Source organism: Mycobacterium sp. NGS26 (assembly GCF_059813025.1).
This window is the reverse complement of the sequence record NZ_JCALDU010000002.1, coordinates 238,604-254,999: the sequence shown is the minus strand read 5'-3', so window position 1 is coordinate 254,999 and position 16,396 is coordinate 238,604. Positions and strand designations below refer to the sequence as shown.

The following is a 16,396-nucleotide window of genomic DNA, read 5'->3' as shown; positions in this document are numbered from 1 at the left end:
CCGGACCGCCGGTCAGAACCGGCCGCGGGGCGCTAGCGGTCGTGTGCCATCGGGTGGCTGGCGCCGTGTTCGGGCTGGTTCTCCGCTTGCCCCGCGGAGGCGGCGGGCGAATCGCCGCGGATGTCGATGCGCCACCCGGTCAGCCGGGCGGCCAGCCGCGCGTTCTGGCCCTCCTTGCCGATGGCCAGCGACAGCTGGAAGTCGGGCACCACCACCCGGGCGGCCCGGGCGGTCTGGTCGATCACCGACACCGAGACCACCTTGGCCGGCGACAACGCGTTGGCGACGAACCGGGCCGGATCCTCGTCGTAGTCGATGATGTCGATTTTCTCCCCGGACAGCTCGCTCATCACGTTGCGGACCCGCTGGCCCATCGGGCCGATGCAGGCGCCCTTCGCGTTCAAACCGGGGACATTGGAGCGCACCGCGATCTTGGAGCGGTGGCCGGCCTCGCGGGCCACCGCGACGATCTCCACCGACCCGTCGGCGATCTCGGGGACCTCGAGCGAGAACAGCTTGCGCACCAGGTTGGGGTGCGTCCGCGACAGCGTGATCAGCGGCTCCCGGGCGCCGCGGGACACCCCGACGACATAGCAGCGGACCCGGTTGCCGTGCTCGTAGCTCTCGCCGGGGACCTGCTCGGCCGCCGGAATGACGCCCTCGGAGGCCTTGGTCTCGGTGCCCATCCGGACGACGACCAGGCCGCGGGCGTTGGCCCGGCTGTCGCGCTGGATCACCCCCGCGACGATCTCGCCCTCGCGGGTGGAGAACTCGCCGTAGGTGCGCTCGTTCTCGGCGTCCCGGAATCGCTGCAGCATGACCTGGCGCGCGGTGGTGGCGGCGATGCGGCCGAACCCCTCCGGGGTGTCGTCCCATTCGCTGATGAGGTTGCCGTCCTCGTCCAGCTCGCGGGCGATCACCCGGACGACGCCGGTCTTGCGGTCGATGTCGATGCGCGCGTCGTTCTGGTGACCCTGGGTGTGTCGGTAGGCGGTGAGCAGCGCGGATTTGATCGTCTCGAGCAGTTCGTTGACCGAGATGCCCCGGTCCACCTCGATCGCGTGCAGCGCGGCCATGTCGATGTTCATCAGCGCCGCTCCTTCTCAGCCAATCCAGCCAGCTCCAGCTCGGCCCGAGCCGGTTGCGAAAACTCAACCTGGACAACGGCTTTCACGATGTCCGCGAGCGGGATCCGGCGCACCGCCCAGTCGCGCCCGGCGCGGACCACCAGCGCCAGCGTGTCGTCGCGCGTCTCGCCGACGCGACCGGTCAGCCTCGATCCGTCCGCCAGCGCCACCTCGACCTTGCGGCCCCGCGCCCGGCGGAAGTGCTTCGCGCTGGTCAGCGGGCGGTCCACGCCCGGCGAGCTGACCTCCAGCACGTAGCGGTCGCGGATGTTTTCCAGGCCGTCCAGCAAAGCCGACGCCGACCGCGACAGGGTGGCGATGGTGTCCAGGTCCGGGGCGGTGTCGCCGTCGGCGACCACGCTGATGCGCGGCGGGCGCGCGCGGGTGTCGATGACCACGTCTTCGATCTCGTAGCCGGCGCGCGCGAACTCTTCACCGAGTAGCTCGATCACCTGCGTCTGCGAAGGTAGCCCGGTGGTCACGGCGAGCTCCTCATCTTGAGTTGTCCGGTCATCTGGTCGGATGTCGTCGACTTATTAGGATCCGAGCGGCTTCCGGTGTCCCGGCGGAACCCCCCGTTCCACGAGAACCAGCTATCAACGATACGCCAGGAATCGGGTCTGACGGCGCGATCGCGTGGTCCGGCTCCTCCCGGCTTGGCAGCCCTTCAACCAATGGCAGGATGTTGCTGTGCGCAGCGCAATACCCGTCACCAATCGGCGGGGTGTGCTCGCCGGCGGCGCGGCCATCGCCGCGCTCGGGGTGGTCGCATCCGCCTGCGGCGAGCCCCCGCCCAAGCCCCCGGCCGTCGAGGAGCTGCTGGGGCCGCTGGACCAGGCCCGGCGCGACAGCGCCCTGGCCGGTGCCGCCGCCTCGGCCGTCGGCAACCCGCCGCAGATCGCCGCCGCGCTGACGGTGGTCGCCACCCAGCGCGCCGCGCACGCCCGTGCCCTGTCCACCGAGATCGCCCGGGCGGCGGGCAAGCTCGCGTCCTCGTCGAGCGAGACGCCCAGCCCCAGCCCGGCCTCGCCGGGGGCGCCGCCACCGCCGCCACCACCACCCCCGCCGCTGCCGGACGTGGTCAACGCGCTGCGCGCCTCGGCCGAGAGCGCCAACCGGTTGGTGGCCACCTCGTCGGGCTACCGGGCCGGGCTGCTCGGCTCCATCGCCGCCTCCTGCACGGCGTCCTACACGGTCGCCCTGGTGCCCGCGGGGCCGACGCCGTGACCTCCGGCAAGGACGCCGACAACGCGGCGCTGTGCGACGCCCTGTCCGTCGAGCACTCGACGATCTACGGCTACGGCATCGTGTCGGCGCTGTCGCCGCCGGGCGTCAACAACCTGGTGGTGGAGGCGCTGCAGCAGCACCGCCAACGCCGTGACGACGTGATCGCCATGCTGACCGCCCGCAAGGTCACCGCCCCGGTCGCGGCCGCCGGCTACCAGCTGCCGATGCTGGTGGGCAGCCCGGCGGACGCGGCGCGGCTGGCCGTGCGGATGGAAAGCGACGGCCAGACGGCGTGGCGCGCCGTCATCGAGCACGCCGAGACGGGCGAGGACCGGGCGTTCGCCTCGACGGCGCTGACCCAGGGCACGGTGCTGGCCGCCCGCTGGAACCGGGTCCTGAACGCCTGGCCCATCACGACGAGCTTCCCCGGCGGCAACGAATGACGGCTACGGCCTGACGGCCGCCACGATGTCGACGGCCAGCGACGTGCCGGCGGCCAGCTCCCGGGTCTCTCCGCTGAAGCGGTCGCGCAGCTCCACCACGCCGTCGGCCCAGCCGCGCCCCACCACGACGATCCGGGGCACGCCCAGCAGCTCGGCGTCCTTGAACTTGACCCCCGGCGACGCCTGCCGGTCGTCGAGCAGCACCTGCAGGCCCAGCCGATCCAGGTCGCCGGCCAGCGTCTCGGCCCCGGCGCGGGCCTCGGCGTCCTTGTTGGCGATCACCAGGTGGACGTCGAACGGCGCGATCGACGGCGGCCACCGCAGGCCCAGCTCGTCGTGCTGCTGTTCGGCGACGACGGCGACCAGCCGCGACACCCCCAGCCCGTAGGAGCCCATGATCAGCCGCACCGGCTTGCCGTCCTCGCCGAGCACGTCGACGGTGAACGCGTCGGTGTATTTGCGGCCGAGCTGGAAGATGTGCGCGATCTCGATGCCGCGCGCCATGACCAGCGGTCCGGCGCCGTCGGGCGACGGATCGCCCTCGCGCACCTCGGCGGCCTCGATGGTGCCGTCGGCGGTGAAGTCACGCCCGGCCACCAGCCCCACCACATGCCGGCCGGGCTCGTCGGCGCCGGTGATCCAGCTGGTGCCGTCCACCACCCGCGGATCGACAAGGTAGCGAACGTCGTTGTCCCGCAACGCCTTCGGTCCGATGTAGCCCTTCACCAGAAAGGGGTACTTGGCGAAATCGTCGTCGTCGAGCAACTTGTAGTCGGCGGGTTCCAGCGCGGCACCCAGCCGCTTGTCGTCGACCTCGCGGTCGCCGGGCACCCCGATGGCCAGCAGCTCCCAGTCGCCGCCGGGCGGGCGGACCTTGAGCATGACGTTCTTCAGCGTGTCCGCGGCGGTGACCGTGCGGCCCAGGTCGGCCTCGTTCGCCCAGGCCACCAGGCTGGCGATGGTCGGGGTGTCGCCGGTGTCGTGCACGACCGCCTCGGGCAGCCCGTCGGTCGGCGCCGCGTCGGGGCGCGGGGTGATCACCGCCTCGACGTTGGCCGCGTAACCGGACTCCAGGCACCGCACGAAGGTGTCCTCACCGGCCGGGCTCTCGGCCAGGAACTCCTCGGAGGCGCTGCCGCCCATCGCGCCCGACAGCGCCGACACGATGACGTAGCGCAGCCCGAGCCGATCGAAGATGCGCCGGTAGGCCTCCCGGTGCGCGTGATACGACACCTTGAGCCCGTCCTCGTCGAGATCGAAGGAGTAGGAGTCCTTCATGACGAATTCCCGGGCGCGCAGGATGCCGGCGCGGGGCCGCGCCTCGTCGCGGTATTTGTTCTGGATCTGATACAGGGTCAGCGGAAAATCCTTGTAGGAGCTGTACTCCCCCTTCACGGTCAGGGCGAAGAGCTCTTCGTGGGTGGGGCCCAACATGTAGTCGTTGCGGCGCCGATCGCGCACCCGGAACACGCTGTCGCCGTATTCGGTCCAGCGGTTCGTCGTCTCGTACGGCGCGCGCGGCACCAGGGCCGGAAACAGGATCTCCTGCGCGCCAATGGCGTTCATCTCGTCGCGGACGATGCGTTCGATGTTGCGCAGCACCCGCAGGCCGAGCGGCAGCCAGCTGTACAGCCCGGGCGCGACCGGCCGGATGTATCCCGCCCGGACCAGCAGCCTGTGGCTGGCCACTTCGGCGTCGGCGGGGTCGTCACGCAGGGTGCGCAGGAACAACTCGGACATCCGGGTGATCACAGCGGGCCAGCCTAACGGGTGGGTCCGGGCGTGCGGTGCGGTGCGGGTCGGCGGCTACAGCTCGCCGGCGTCGATGGCGTCCTTGACTTCCTGGGCGTGGGCGACCTGCGCGGGGGTGTAGCCGATGAACAGCGCCGCGCCGCCCACGATGACGGCCACCCCGGCCACCCACAGCAGGCCGTAGGTGTAGCCGTGGTCGAGCGCGTGCAGCTGCGCGTCGTTCATGATCTTCACCGGGCCGGTGGTGCCGCCCAGGTAGAGCGTGCGGGACGTGATCACCGCCTGAATCACCGCCAGCACCAGCGGGCCGCCCAGGCTCTGCAGCATCAGCGCGATCGCCGACACCGGGCCGATCCGGTCGAAACCGACACCGGCGATCGCCGACAGGGTCAGCGGGACGACGCAGATGCCGATGCCGATGCCGCCAACGATGATGGGCAGCACCAGGTTCGGGAAGTAGGGCACGCCGCGGCTCATGAACGCCCAGCCGTAGATCATCGCCCAGAACAGCAGGATCCCGCCGCCGATCGTCAGCACGCGGGGCGAAAACCGCGACACCAGTTGCGAGGAGACGCCCAGGCCGATGCCCATCGCGATGACGAACGGGATGAACCCGATGCCCGCCCGCAGCGCGCTGTAGCCCAGGATGTCCTGCACGTACAGGCCGATGCACACGGTCAGGCTGAACATCAGCCCGCCGGCCAGAAAGATCGCGACGAACGTGACCAGCCGGTTGCGGTCGCGGAACAGGTCGAAGGGCACGACGGGGTTGTCGGCGGTGCGCTCCACGATGGCGAAGGCGATGGCGGCGGCCACGGCCACCGCACCCGAACCGATGGTGGTGACCGAGACCCAGCCCTTCTCCGGGCCCATCGAGAAGGCGAAAACGGCGGCGGTGCACGCCAGCGTGGCCAGCATGGCCCCGGCGGCGTCGAGCTTCATCCGCTCCCGGTTGGTTTCGCGCAGCGCCGTGCGGGCCAGGTAGATCATCACCAGCCCGATCGGCACGTTCACCAGGAACGCCAGCCGCCACGACACCTCGGTCAGCGCCCCGCCGACGACCAGGCCCATCACCGAGCCGATCGCCGTCATCGCGGCGAACACGGCCGTGGCGGCGTTTCGCGCCGGACCCTTGGGGAAGGTGGTCGCGACGAGCGCGAGGCCGGTCGGCGACGCGATGGCCGACCCGATGCCCTGCGAGAGCCGGGCGATCACCATCGTCGCCTCGTCCCACGCCACGGCGCACAGCACCGAGGAGATGGTGAACAGCGCGACGCCGACGATGAAGGTGCGCTTGCGCCCGATGGTGTCGCCGAGCCGGCCGCCGAGCAGCATCAGCCCGCCGAAGGTCAGCACATATGCGGTGATCACCCAGCTGCGGCTGGCGTCGGACAGGCTCAGCTCGTTCTGAATCTTAGGAAGCGCGACGATGGCGACGGTGCTGTCCATGGTCGCGAGCAGCTGCATTCCCCCGATCGCGATGACCGCCGCGATGAAGCGATAAGAGGGTAACCACGCGGGATAATACCTGCTCATACGTGTTGAGGCGGTCTCCACCGGGCGCTCGGCGCGCACCGGGGCCGGACGATCGGGGCGCGCGGATGCCACATTCCGGACCGCACGCTCTGCGTCGTTGAGAGCCGTCATATCGGGTTACCTTACAGTAATCTTAATGATCCTTTAAACGCCGAACGCCGCCACGGGCCCGATCACGATGATCGCGGGAGGTCGAATACCCTCGGCGCGGATCTGCTCGGGCGTGTCGGCCAGCGTGGACCGCAACGTCTGCTGGGCGGCCGTGGTTCCGTGCTGGACCACCAGCACCGGCGTATCCGCAGGTCTACCCCCTTTTATCAGGACTTCGACGAAGAGCTCGATGCGTTCGACCGCCATCAGCAAGACGATCGTGCCAGACATTGCTGCCAGCGCATCCCAATTCACTAACGATTCGGGATGGCCGGGCGCCAGATGGCCGCTGACCACCACGAACTCGTGATTCACCGCCCGATGCGTGACCGGGACGCCGACCAGGGCCGGCACGGCTATGGCGCTCGTCACACCCGGCACCACCGTGACGGGGATCCCGGCGTCGGCGCACGCCAGCACCTCCTCATAACCGCGCGCGAACACGAAGGGGTCGCCGCCCTTGAGGCGGACGACGAAGTTGCCGGCCCGGGCCCGGTCGATCATGACGTCGTTGATCGCGTCCTGGGCCATGGCCCGCCCGTACGGGATCTTCGCGGCGTCAATGACTTCCACGTGCGGCGGCAGCTCGGCGAGCAGTTCGGGCGGCGCCAGCCGGTCGGCGACCACCACATCGGCCTGCGCCAGCAGGCGGCGGCCGCGGACGGTGATCAGCTCGGGGTCGCCGGGACCGCCACCGATCAGCGCCACGCCTCCGCGCACGACATCGGAGCCCTCTTCGACGGTTTCCGGGATGATCCCCCGCTGCAGCGCCTCGCGGATGGCCGACCGGATCGCCGCCGACCGGCGGTGCTCGCCGCCGGCCAGCACCCCGACCGACAGCCCCGCGTAGCTGAAGGACGCCGGGGTCACCGCGGTCCCCTCGACCGCGATGTCGGCGCGGACGCAAAAGATCTGGCGCCGGTCGGCCTCGTCGACCACCGCGGCGTTCACCCGCGCGTCGTCGGTGGCCGCGATCGCGTACCAGGCGCCGGCGAGGTCGCCGTCGCGATATTCGCGCAACGACAACGTGATTCCGCTCATCGCCTCGACGGCGCGGGTGGCGCTGCGGGAGATGACGTGGACGTTGGCACCGCTGGCGATGAGCAGCGGCAGGCGGCGCTGCGCGACCGTGCCGCCGCCCACCACGACGACCTTCTTGCCGGCCAGCCGCAAGCCGACCAGGTAGGGGTTCTCGTCGGTCACCGGGCAAGCCTATGGCGTGTGGCGGCGTGCGCGACGAAGCGTGTCACCGCCTCCGGCGTGGCGGCCGGATGGGTGTGCAGGTACGACGCGTGCACGCCGCCGTGCACGGCCCCTTCCCGCGCCGCGTCTTGGCCGTCGTCCGCGCCGTTGCCGCGGTACGCCCACGCCGGCTGGTAGCCGTCGGCGAATGTGACTGCGGTTCGGTGGAATTCGTGCCCGACGACCCGCTGCCCGGCGCGATACAGCGACGAATCCGCGACGGCGACGGCGTCGCGGTAGGCCAGCGTCAGCCGCGGGGTGAACCGCGCCGATCCGGCCAGCACGCCGCACATCGGATGCCCGTCGAGATCGTCGGCCAGATAGGTCAGCCCGGCGCATTCGGCGTGCACCGGCGCCCCCGCGGCGGCGAGCTCCCTGATCTGGGTGCGCGCGACGTCGTTGGCGGACAGCTCCGCGGTGAACTGCTCGGGGAAGCCGCCGGGCAGCAGCACCGCGTCGGTGCCGCCGGGCAGCGGGTCGGCGAGCGGGTCGAACTCGACCACGTCGGCGCCGGCGGCGCGCAGCAGCTCGGCGTGTTCGGCATAGCCGAAGCTGAACGCCTTGCCCGCCGCGATGGCGACGACAGCCCGGCCGACGGGGCGCCCGCCCGGCGCCCGGGCCACCGCCGCGGCGGGATCCCACGGCGCGTCGGCGGTGCTGATTCCGGCGGCCGCAGCCACGGCGGCCACGTCGACGTGGCGGGCGACCACGGCGGTCATCGCGTCGACCGCGAGCCGCGCGCGCCGCCCGTGCTCGACGGCGGTGACCAGGCCCAAATGCCTTGCCGGCAGCTCCAATTCGGCCGTTCGCGGGACGGCACCCAGCACCGGGACGCCGGCATGCTCGCAGGCCTGCCGCAGCACGTGCTCGTGTCGGTCCGACCCGACCCGGTTGAGGATCACGCCGGCGATGCGGGTCGCGGGGTCGAACGTCGAAAAGCCATGCAGCAGTGCCGCGATGCTGTGGCTCTGCCCGCGCGCGTCGACCACCAGGAGCACCGGGGCGCCCAGCAGGCCGGCGACGTGGGCGGTGGAGCCCGCCGCCTGGGTGGCCGCGGCGCCGGCCGCGGCCGGCCCGATCCGCCCGTCGAACAGTCCCATCACGCCCTCGATCACCGCGATGTCCGCGCCGCCGGCGCCGTGGGCGTACAGCGGCCCGATGAGCCGTTCCCCCACCAGCACCGGGTCGAGATTGCGGCCGGGCCGTCCCGCGGCCAGGCTGTGGTAGCCGGGGTCGATGAAGTCCGGGCCCACCTTGAACGGCGCGACGACCTGCCCGGCCCGGCGCAGCGCCCCGATCAAACCCGTTGCGACCGTGGTCTTCCCGCTGCCCGACGCGGGTGCGGCGACGACGATCGCGGGGACAGCGTTCACCGCGAGCGTCCCCAAAATGCCACGCAACACGGCGTGTCGCCGTACGGATGAGCGCGCTCGAGCCGAGGGGTTACCATTCGACGCCCTTTTGGCCCTTGCGGCCGGCGTCCATCGGGTGTTTGACCTTGCGCATCTCGGTGACCAGGTCGGCGGCCTCCACCAGCCGCGGCGGGGCGTCGCGCCCGGTGATCACCACATGCTGCTGCCCGGGCCGGGCCAGCAGCGCGTCGACCACCTGGTCGACGTCGACCCAGCCCCACTTCATCGGGTAGGTGAATTCGTCGAGCACATAGAAGTCGTGGCGCTGCGCGGCCAGCCGCCGCGATATCTCCGCCCAGCCGTCGACGGCCGCGGCCGCATGATCGGCCTCGCCGCCCGCCCTGCGCGACGTGCGCGTCCAGGACCAGCCGCTGCCCATCTTGTGCCATTCGACGGCGCCCCCGACCCCGTCCCGGTCGTGGGACCGGCCGAGCTCACGGAATGCCGCCTCCTCGCCCACCTTCCACTTGGCGCTCTTGACGAACTGGAACACCGCGACGTTCAGCCCGGCGTTCCACGCCCGCAACGCCATCCCGAATGCCGCGGTCGACTTGCCCTTGCCGTCGCCGGTGTGCACGGCCAGCAGGGGCGCGTTGCGCCGCGCCCGGGTGGTCAGGCCATCGTCGGGCACCTGCAGCGGACGGCCTTGTGGCATGGGCGATTACCTCTCTCAGGCGACGCTGCGCACGGCCCGCGTCAGATGGTCGGCGTGCAGCTGCTCGAGCCGCACCACCGGGGCGCCCAGCCGGCGGGCGAGCTGACCGGCCAAACCCAGCCGCACGTACGACGTTTCGCAGTCGACGACCACCGCCGCCGCGCCCTCGGCGGCCAGCCGGGCCGCCGCGGTTGCGCTGCGGCCCAACGGGTCCGGCCCCGCGGTGGCCCGGCCGTCGGTGAGCACCACCACCAACGGACGGCGCGCGCGGTCGCGCGCCCTCTCCCGGACGATCAGCTCGCGCGCTGCCAGCAGCCCCTCGGCCAGGGGCGTCTTGCCGCCGGTGTCGAACCGGCCCAGCCGCCGGCCGGCGATGTGCGCGCTCGACGTCGGCGGCAGCAGCAGCCGCGCCTCGCGTCCGCGGAAGGTGATCACCGCGACCTTGTCCCGACGCTGATAGGCGTCGCGCAGCAGCGAGAGGGTGGCGCCGCCGACGGCGGCCATGCGGTCGCGCGCGGCCATCGAACCCGACGCGTCCACCACGAAGATCACCAGGTTGCCCTCGCGCCCCTCGCGGATGGCGCGGCGCACGTCGTCCGGGCCCGGCCGCAGCGGCCCCGCCCCGGCGCGCTCGGCGGCCGAGAGCAGGGTGGCGAACAGGTGCAGCCCGTGCGCGGTCGCCTCGTCGCCGTCGGCGGCCGCCACCACGCGGCCGGTCGCGTTGCGGGCCCGCGACCGTCGCCCCGGCGCCCCCTCGCCGAGGCCCGGCACCCGCAGCACCCGGGTGCGGAAGGTCTGCGACGGCGCCGCGCTGGGCTCGGGCGGCCTCGGTGCCGACATCGAGTCCTGTTGCGGGACAGGGCCGTTGGCGGACTGGCCGCCGCCTGGCGGGTCGGGCTCGGGGTCGGGCTCGGGTTCGGGTTCGCCGGCCCGCGCCAGGGCCTCGTCGAGCTGGTCGCGGTCGATGCCGGGATCGTCGAAGGGATCGCGACGGCGCCGGTGCGGCAACGCCAGCTCGGCCGCCACCCGGATGTCGCGCTCCTCGACGGTGCCGGCGCCGCGCCACGCGGCGTGCGCGGCGGCGGTGCGGGCCACCACCAGGTCGGCCCGCATGCCGTCGACGTCGAACGCCGCACACAGCGCCGCGATGCGCCGTAATTCGTTGTCCGGCAACACCACATCGTCGACGAGGGCGCGCGCGGCCGCGATCCGGCGGGCCAGCTCGGCGTCGGCCTCGGCATAGCTCTCGGCGAACGCGTCCGGGTCGGCCTCGTAGGCCATCCGCCGCCGAACGACCTGCACCCGCACGTCGACGTCGCGCGACGCGTGCACGTCGACGGTCAGGCCGAACCGGTCCAGCAGCTGCGGACGCAGCTCGCCCTCCTCGGGATTCATCGTGCCGATCAGCACGAACCGTGCCTCGTGGGAGTGCGAGACGCCGTCGCGTTCGATGTGCACGCGTCCCATCGCGGCGGCGTCGAGCAACACGTCGACCAGATGGTCGTGCAGCAGGTTGACCTCGTCGACGTACAGCACGCCGCCGTGCGCGCGGGCCAGCAGTCCCGGCGAGAACGCGTGCTCGCCGTCGCGCAGCACCCGCTGCAGGTCCAGCGAGCCGATCACCCGGTCCTCGGTTGCGCCGAGCGGCATTTCGACCAGGCCGGCGCCCGCGCCGCCCGTCGCCGCGGACAGCAGCGCGGCGAGCCCGCGCACCGCGGTCGACTTGGCCGTGCCCTTCTCGCCGCGGATCAGCGCCCCGCCGATCTCCGGCCGGACGGCGCACAGCAACAACGCGAGCCGCAGCTGATCGTGCCCGACGATCGCGCTGAACGGATAGGGCTTCACGGCTGCGCCACCGGGCCGGAGCCGGGCCGCAGCATCGGCACGTGCGGCACCCCGTCGTCGACGAAATCGTCACCGTCACGGACGAATCCGTGCTGGGCGTACATGTCCGCGAGATAGGTTTGCGCGTTGATCCGGCACGGGTAGTCGCCCACCTCGGCCAGCGCGGCCCGCAGCAGCCGGGTGGTGTGACCCTGGCCCCGCGCCGCGCGTTTGGTGCACAGCCGCCCGATCCGGAACGCCTTCTCGCCTCCGGCGTGCTCCTCCATCAGGCGCAGCGTACAGATCACCTCGCCGTCGGGTGTCTCCAGCCAGAAGTGCCGGGTCTCGGCGAGCAGGTCGCGCCCGTCCAGCTCCGGGTACGGGATGGCCTGTTCGACGACGAAGACCTCGACCCGCAGCCTGAGCAGCTCGTAAAGGGTCGGGACGTCAAGGTCTTTGGCCCAGGCGCGGCGCAGGGATTCCGTCATGAGTCCCCCAAGCGCAGCGCCTTGGTGCCCCACGACCACACCTCGTCGTACAGCGCGGGCTCGCGGGACAGCTGCGCCCCCAGCGACGGCACCATCTCCTTGAGCGTCGGCAGCCACGACTGGTAGCGGCCGGCGAAGCAGCGCTGCAGCACGTCGAGCATGGCCGGCACGGCCGTCGACGCCCCCGGCGAACCGCCGAGCAGGCCCGCGATGGTGCCCTCGGCGTCGCTGCACACGGTGGTGCCGAAGTCGAGCACCCCGCCCCTGCGCCGGTCCCGGCGGATCACCTGCACCCGCTGGCCCGCCGTCGTCAGCTCCCAGTCCGAATCCACGGCGCCGGGCGCGAATTCGCGCAGCGCGCGCATCCGGTCGGGGCCGGACAGCCGCAGCTGGCCGATCAGGTAGTTGATCAGCGTCCCCTGCGTGACGGCGACACCGAGCATCGAGAGCGCGTTGTCGGGCCGGATCGACCGGGGCAGGTCGGTCAGGTGGCCGTGCTTGAGGAACTTCGGCGACCAGCCCGCGTAGGGCCCGAACACCAGCCACGGCCTGCCGTTGACGAACCGCAGGTCCAGATGCAGCGCGCCGAGCGGCGGGGCCCCCGGCGCGGGGACGCCGTACACCTTGGCTCGGTGCGCGGCCGTGAGCGCGGGGTTGTCGGCGCGCAGGAACCGGCCGCCGATGGGGAAGCCGGCGAAGCCCCTGACCTCCTTGATGCCCGACCGCTGCAGCAGCGGCAGGGCGTGGCCGCCGGCCCCGACGAACACGAATTTGGCGTTCAGGCGCCGCTTTTCGCCGGTGCGGCGGTTGCGGATCAGCAGCGTCCAGCCGCCGTCGGACCGACGGGTCAGGTTGGCGACCTCGTGACCGAACAGCGCGGTCGCGCCGCCCTGCACGCAAAAGCCGATCAGCTGTCGCGCCAGCGCGCCGAAGTCGACGTCGGCGCCGTCGGCGGCCCAGTTCAGCGCGACCGGCTCGGAGAAGTCGCGCCCGGCGGCCATGAACGGCAGCCGGCGGGCGAATTCGTCCGGGCCGGTGATCAATTCGGTGCCGGCGAACAGCGGGTTGCCGGACAGCGCCCGCTGACGCCGGCGCAGGTAGTCGACCCGCTCGGCGCCGCGGACGAAGCTGACGTGCGGGACGGCGGTGACGAAGCCGGGGTCGGCCAGGATGCCGTTCTCGACGGCGTACGCCCAGAACTGGCGGGTCACCTGGAATTGCTCGTTGACGGCCACCGCCTTGGCGATGTCGATGCGGCCGGCGCGCTCCGGGGTGTAGTTCATCTCGCACAGCCCGGCATGCCCGGTGCCGGCGTTGTTCCACGGGCTGCTGCTCTCGGCGGCGGCGGCGTCCAGCCGCTCGATCAGGGTGATCGAGGCGTCCGGCTCCAGCCGCCGCAGCAACGCGCCGAGCGTGGCGCTCATGATGCCCGCGCCCACCAGCGCGACGTCGGTGCGCGCGGTTGTGGCTAGCCCTGACACCGTCCCAGGTTATCCCGGTGCCATCCGGGCGCCGGCGGCGTGCGGCCCACCCGTCACCAGCAAAACCTTTAAGCTGGCCTGGTGACTGGCTGGGTCGCCGATGTCCTGCCCGGGTATTGGCAGCGCACGCTCCCGCTGGGGCGCGATCCCGCCGGCGAGGGCGACATCGTCGCCACCCTGATCCGGCGCGGGCCCGAGGCCGAGGCCCGCCGTGCCGACCACGCGGTGCTCGCGGTGCACGGCTACACCGACTACTTCTTCCAGACCGCGCTGGCCGATCACTTCGCCGAGCGGGGCTTCGCCTTCTACGCGTTGGACCTGCAGAAGTGCGGCCGCTCCCGGCGCGACGGCCAGACCCCGCACTTCATCACCGACCTGGCCGACTACGACACCGAACTCGAACAGGCGCTGGCCCTCATCAGCGAGCGGCACCGGCGGGTCCTGGTGTACGGCCACTCCTCCGGCGGGCTCGTCGCGGCGCTGTGGCTGGACCGGATGCGCCGGCGCGGCGCGGCGGCGCACGCCGGCATCGGCGGCCTGGTGCACGGATTGGTTCACGGCCTGGTTCTCAACAGCCCGTTTCTGGACCTGCACGGCCCGGCGGTGCTGCGGCTGTTCGCCACCACGGCGCTGATCGCCGGGCTGGCGAAGGTGCGCTCCAAGGGTGTGGTCCGCGCACCCACCGAGGGCGGCTACGGCACCACCCTGCACCGCGACTACTCCGGCGAGTTCGACTACAACCTGCAGTGGAAACCGTTGGGCGGCTTCCCGATCACGCTCGGCTGGCTGCACGCCATCCGCCGCGGCCAGGCCCGGCTGCACCGCGGGCTCGACGTCGGCGTGCCCAACCTGATCCTGAGGTCGGATCACAGCGTGCGCGAGAGCGACGACCCGGAGTCCATGCAGCGCGGCGACGCGGTTCTCGACGTCAACCAGATCGCCCGATGGGCGGGCTGCATCGGCAACCGCAGCACCATCGTTCCGGTGCCCGACGCCAAACACGACGTGTTCTTGTCGCTGCCCGAGCCGCGCCGGTTCGCCTACCGGCAACTGGACCTGTGGCTGGATCGCTACCTCGACATAAACACCGACGCACCGACACCGACCGGGAAAGGGTGACGCCGTGGAGACCTATGACATCGCGATCATCGGAACGGGCTCGGGCAACAGCATTCTCGACGAGCGCTACGCCGGCAAGCGGGCGGCGATCTGCGAGCAGGGCACCTTCGGCGGCACCTGCCTGAACGTCGGGTGCATCCCGACGAAGATGTTCGTCTACGCCGCCGGGGTCGCCGACTCGATCCGGGATGCCGCGCGCTACGGCGTAGACGCCCACATCGACCGGGTGCGGTGGGACGACATCGTCTCGCGCGTCTTCGGGCGGATCGATCCGATCGCGATCAGCGGCGAGGACTATCGGCGCAGCGCACCCAACGTCGACGTGTACGACCAGCACACCCGGTTCGGGCCGGTGCAGCCCGACGGGCGCTATCTGTTGCGCACGGATGCCGGCGAGGAGTTCGCCGCCGACCAGGTGGTGATCGCGGCGGGCTCGCGGCCGGTGGTTCCGCCCGCGATCCTCGCGTCCGGTGTCGCCTACCACACCAGCGACACCGTGATGCGGATCCCCGAGCTGCCCGAGCACATCGTGATCGTCGGAAGTGGCTATGTGGCAGCCGAATTCGCACACATCTTCTCCGCCCTCGGCGCGCGGGTGACCCTGGTGATCCGGGGCGGCTGCATGCTGAGGCATTGCGACGACACGATCTGCGAGCGTTTCACCCGCATCGCGTCGAGCAAGTGGGAGCTGCGCACCCACCGCAACGTCGTGAACGGTTCCAATCGCGGCTCCGGCATAGCGCTGGAGCTCGACGACGGCTCCAAGCTGGACGCCGACCTGCTGCTGGTGGCGACGGGCCGGCTGTCGAACGCCGATCTCCTCGACGCCGGCCAGGCCGGCGTCGAGGTCGAGAACGGCCGGGTGGTGGTCGACGAATACCAACGCACCTCCGCGCGTGGGGTTTTCGCGCTGGGCGACGTCTCGTCCCCGTATCAGCTCAAGCACGTCGCCAACCACGAGGCCCGCGTCGTGCAGCGCAACCTGCTCTGCGACTGGGACGACACCGAGTCGATGGCGGTGACCGACCACCGCTTCGTGCCGTCGGCGGTGTTCACCGACCCGCAGCTGGCAACCGTCGGGCTCACCGAAAACCAGGCCGTCGCACGGGGATTCGACGTGTCCGTCGCGGTGCAGAGCTACGGCGGCGTCGCCTACGGCTGGGCGATGGAGGACGACACCGGAATCGTGAAACTCATCGCCGAGCGCCACAGCGGCTGCCTGTTGGGCGCCCACATCATGGGCCACCAGGCGTCGTCGATCATCCAGCCGCTGATCCAGGCGATGAGCTTCGGCCTGACCGCCCCGGAAATGGCCCGCGGCCAGTACTGGATCCATCCGGCGCTGCCCGAGGTGGTGGAGAACGCGCTACTGGGCCTGTGCTGAGCGCCGGGCCGGGCGCGCCCGGCGCTCGCCGCCCTGGCACCGCGGGCACAGGCCGCGCAGCGTCAGGCCGGCCCGCTCCGACAGCGCGAAGGAACTGCCCGCCATCGCGTGCTCGAGCGCCGAGCTGAGCTGGCGGGCCGGCACCTCGATGATCGAGCCGCATTGCGTGCACACCGCGTGGTGGTGCGGGGCGGTGGCCAGGCCGTAGGTGGTGACCCCGCCGTCGAGGGTCAGGGCGTGCAGCACCCCCTGGTCGACCAGCGTGGTCACGGTGCGGTAGATGGTCGCCACGTCGGGCGGCTGGGCGCCGGGCGGCAGGCAGGCGCGCACCCGCCGGTGGATCTCGGCCACCGGCAGGTGCCCGTTGACCGGCTCGAGCACCGCCAGCACCTGGATCCGCGACGCCATCCGCCGCAGCCCGCGGGCGCGCAGGAACTCACCGATACGTTCGATGACCGCGGGGTCCAGCGCCGACGGCTTGGGCGTCACCCGTTCAGTGTCGCGCCCGGCACCGCCGATTGCCAGAGCCGTTCCTGCAAGTCGCTTGCATGCAGCT

Annotated in this window: 15 protein-coding genes; 4 read left to right on the top strand and 11 right to left on the bottom strand. The window is 71.8% G+C overall.

Going from position 1 to position 16,396, the window contains the following annotated elements:
- Positions 1–32 precede the first annotated feature (32 nt).
- Positions 33–1,088: a transcription termination factor NusA gene (gene nusA / locus AC5Y6X_RS07280; protein ID WP_499985579.1), complete on the bottom strand. Its 1,056-nt coding sequence runs from the start codon at positions 1,086–1,088 to the stop codon at positions 33–35.
- Positions 1,088–1,609 (bottom strand): ribosome maturation factor RimP, encoded by a 522-nt coding sequence (gene rimP / locus AC5Y6X_RS07275; RefSeq protein WP_499985578.1) that lies wholly within the window; start codon positions 1,607–1,609, stop codon positions 1,088–1,090. Before rimP ends, nusA begins: the two co-directional genes overlap by 1 nt.
- A gap of 208 nt (positions 1,610–1,817) precedes the next feature.
- Here rimP and AC5Y6X_RS07270 point away from each other — a divergent pair, with 208 nt between their 5' ends.
- A complete protein-coding gene (locus AC5Y6X_RS07270; protein WP_499985576.1) occupies positions 1,818–2,354 on the top strand; it encodes a hypothetical protein in 537 nt (178 codons plus the stop codon).
- The gene (locus tag AC5Y6X_RS07265) at positions 2,351–2,797 is read left to right on the top strand and encodes a ferritin-like domain-containing protein (protein ID WP_499985575.1); all 447 of its coding nucleotides are present in this window, start codon (positions 2,351–2,353) and stop codon (positions 2,795–2,797) included. Before AC5Y6X_RS07270 ends, AC5Y6X_RS07265 begins: the two co-directional genes overlap by 4 nt.
- A gap of 3 nt (positions 2,798–2,800) precedes the next feature.
- Here AC5Y6X_RS07265 and AC5Y6X_RS07260 read toward each other — a convergent pair whose 3' ends face one another.
- From AC5Y6X_RS07260 to mqo, 8 genes are all read right to left on the bottom strand, one after another.
- Complete coding sequence (locus AC5Y6X_RS07260; protein WP_499985573.1) at positions 2,801–4,549, bottom strand: proline--tRNA ligase; 1,749 nt, start codon at positions 4,547–4,549, stop codon at positions 2,801–2,803.
- A 54-nt stretch (positions 4,550–4,603) separates the two neighbouring features.
- Complete coding sequence (locus AC5Y6X_RS07255) at positions 4,604–6,196, bottom strand: MFS transporter (RefSeq protein ID WP_499985571.1); 1,593 nt, start codon at positions 6,194–6,196, stop codon at positions 4,604–4,606.
- 33 nt (positions 6,197–6,229) lie between these two features.
- Complete coding sequence (cobA, locus tag AC5Y6X_RS07250) at positions 6,230–7,438, bottom strand: uroporphyrinogen-III C-methyltransferase (RefSeq protein WP_499985569.1); 1,209 nt, start codon at positions 7,436–7,438, stop codon at positions 6,230–6,232.
- Positions 7,435–8,850 (bottom strand): cobyrinic acid a,c-diamide synthase CobB, encoded by a 1,416-nt coding sequence (locus AC5Y6X_RS07245; protein ID WP_499985567.1) that lies wholly within the window; start codon positions 8,848–8,850, stop codon positions 7,435–7,437. Before AC5Y6X_RS07245 ends, cobA begins: the two co-directional genes overlap by 4 nt.
- 70 nt (positions 8,851–8,920) lie before the next feature.
- Positions 8,921–9,544, bottom strand: coding sequence for a cob(I)yrinic acid a,c-diamide adenosyltransferase (cobO, locus tag AC5Y6X_RS07240; RefSeq protein WP_499985565.1), 624 nt, complete (start codon positions 9,542–9,544; stop codon positions 8,921–8,923).
- Between the two features lie 15 nt (positions 9,545–9,559).
- On the bottom strand, positions 9,560–11,389 hold the full coding sequence (locus AC5Y6X_RS07235; protein ID WP_499985563.1) for a VWA domain-containing protein: 1,830 nt from the start codon (positions 11,387–11,389) through the stop codon (positions 9,560–9,562).
- Positions 11,386–11,856, bottom strand: a complete 471-nt coding sequence (locus AC5Y6X_RS07230) for a GNAT family N-acetyltransferase (RefSeq protein ID WP_499985561.1) — start codon at positions 11,854–11,856, stop codon at positions 11,386–11,388. Before AC5Y6X_RS07230 ends, AC5Y6X_RS07235 begins: the two co-directional genes overlap by 4 nt.
- On the bottom strand, positions 11,853–13,337 hold the full coding sequence (gene mqo / locus AC5Y6X_RS07225; protein WP_499985559.1) for a malate dehydrogenase (quinone): 1,485 nt from the start codon (positions 13,335–13,337) through the stop codon (positions 11,853–11,855). Before mqo ends, AC5Y6X_RS07230 begins: the two co-directional genes overlap by 4 nt.
- An 81-nt stretch (positions 13,338–13,418) precedes the next feature.
- Between mqo and AC5Y6X_RS07220 the strand changes: the two genes are divergently transcribed.
- On the top strand, positions 13,419–14,456 hold the full coding sequence (locus AC5Y6X_RS07220; RefSeq protein WP_499985557.1) for an alpha/beta hydrolase: 1,038 nt from the start codon (positions 13,419–13,421) through the stop codon (positions 14,454–14,456).
- Positions 14,457–14,460: 4 nt separating this feature from the next.
- The gene (mtr, locus tag AC5Y6X_RS07215; protein ID WP_499985555.1) at positions 14,461–15,840 is read left to right on the top strand and encodes a mycothione reductase; all 1,380 of its coding nucleotides are present in this window, start codon (positions 14,461–14,463) and stop codon (positions 15,838–15,840) included.
- On the opposite strand, the gene AC5Y6X_RS07210 is transcribed toward mtr, so the two are convergent.
- On the bottom strand, positions 15,823–16,329 hold the full coding sequence (locus tag AC5Y6X_RS07210; RefSeq protein ID WP_499985553.1) for a Fur family transcriptional regulator: 507 nt from the start codon (positions 16,327–16,329) through the stop codon (positions 15,823–15,825). The two genes, mtr and AC5Y6X_RS07210, sit on opposite strands and share 18 nt — an antisense overlap.
- Between the last annotated feature and the right edge of the window lie 67 nt (positions 16,330–16,396).

Bases quoted from the DNA above. Each gene is read 5' to 3' on its own strand.
- AC5Y6X_RS07255 (WP_499985571.1), bottom strand. From the start codon at position 6,196: ATGACGGCTCTCAACGACGCAGAGCGTGCGGTCCGGAATGTGGCATCC.
- AC5Y6X_RS07230 (WP_499985561.1), bottom strand. From the start codon at position 11,856: ATGACGGAATCCCTGCGCCGCGCCTGGGCCAAAGACCTTGACGTCCCG.
- cobO (WP_499985565.1), bottom strand. From the start codon at position 9,544: ATGCCACAAGGCCGTCCGCTGCAGGTGCCCGACGATGGCCTGACCACC.
- nusA (WP_499985579.1), bottom strand. From the start codon at position 1,088: ATGAACATCGACATGGCCGCGCTGCACGCGATCGAGGTGGACCGGGGC.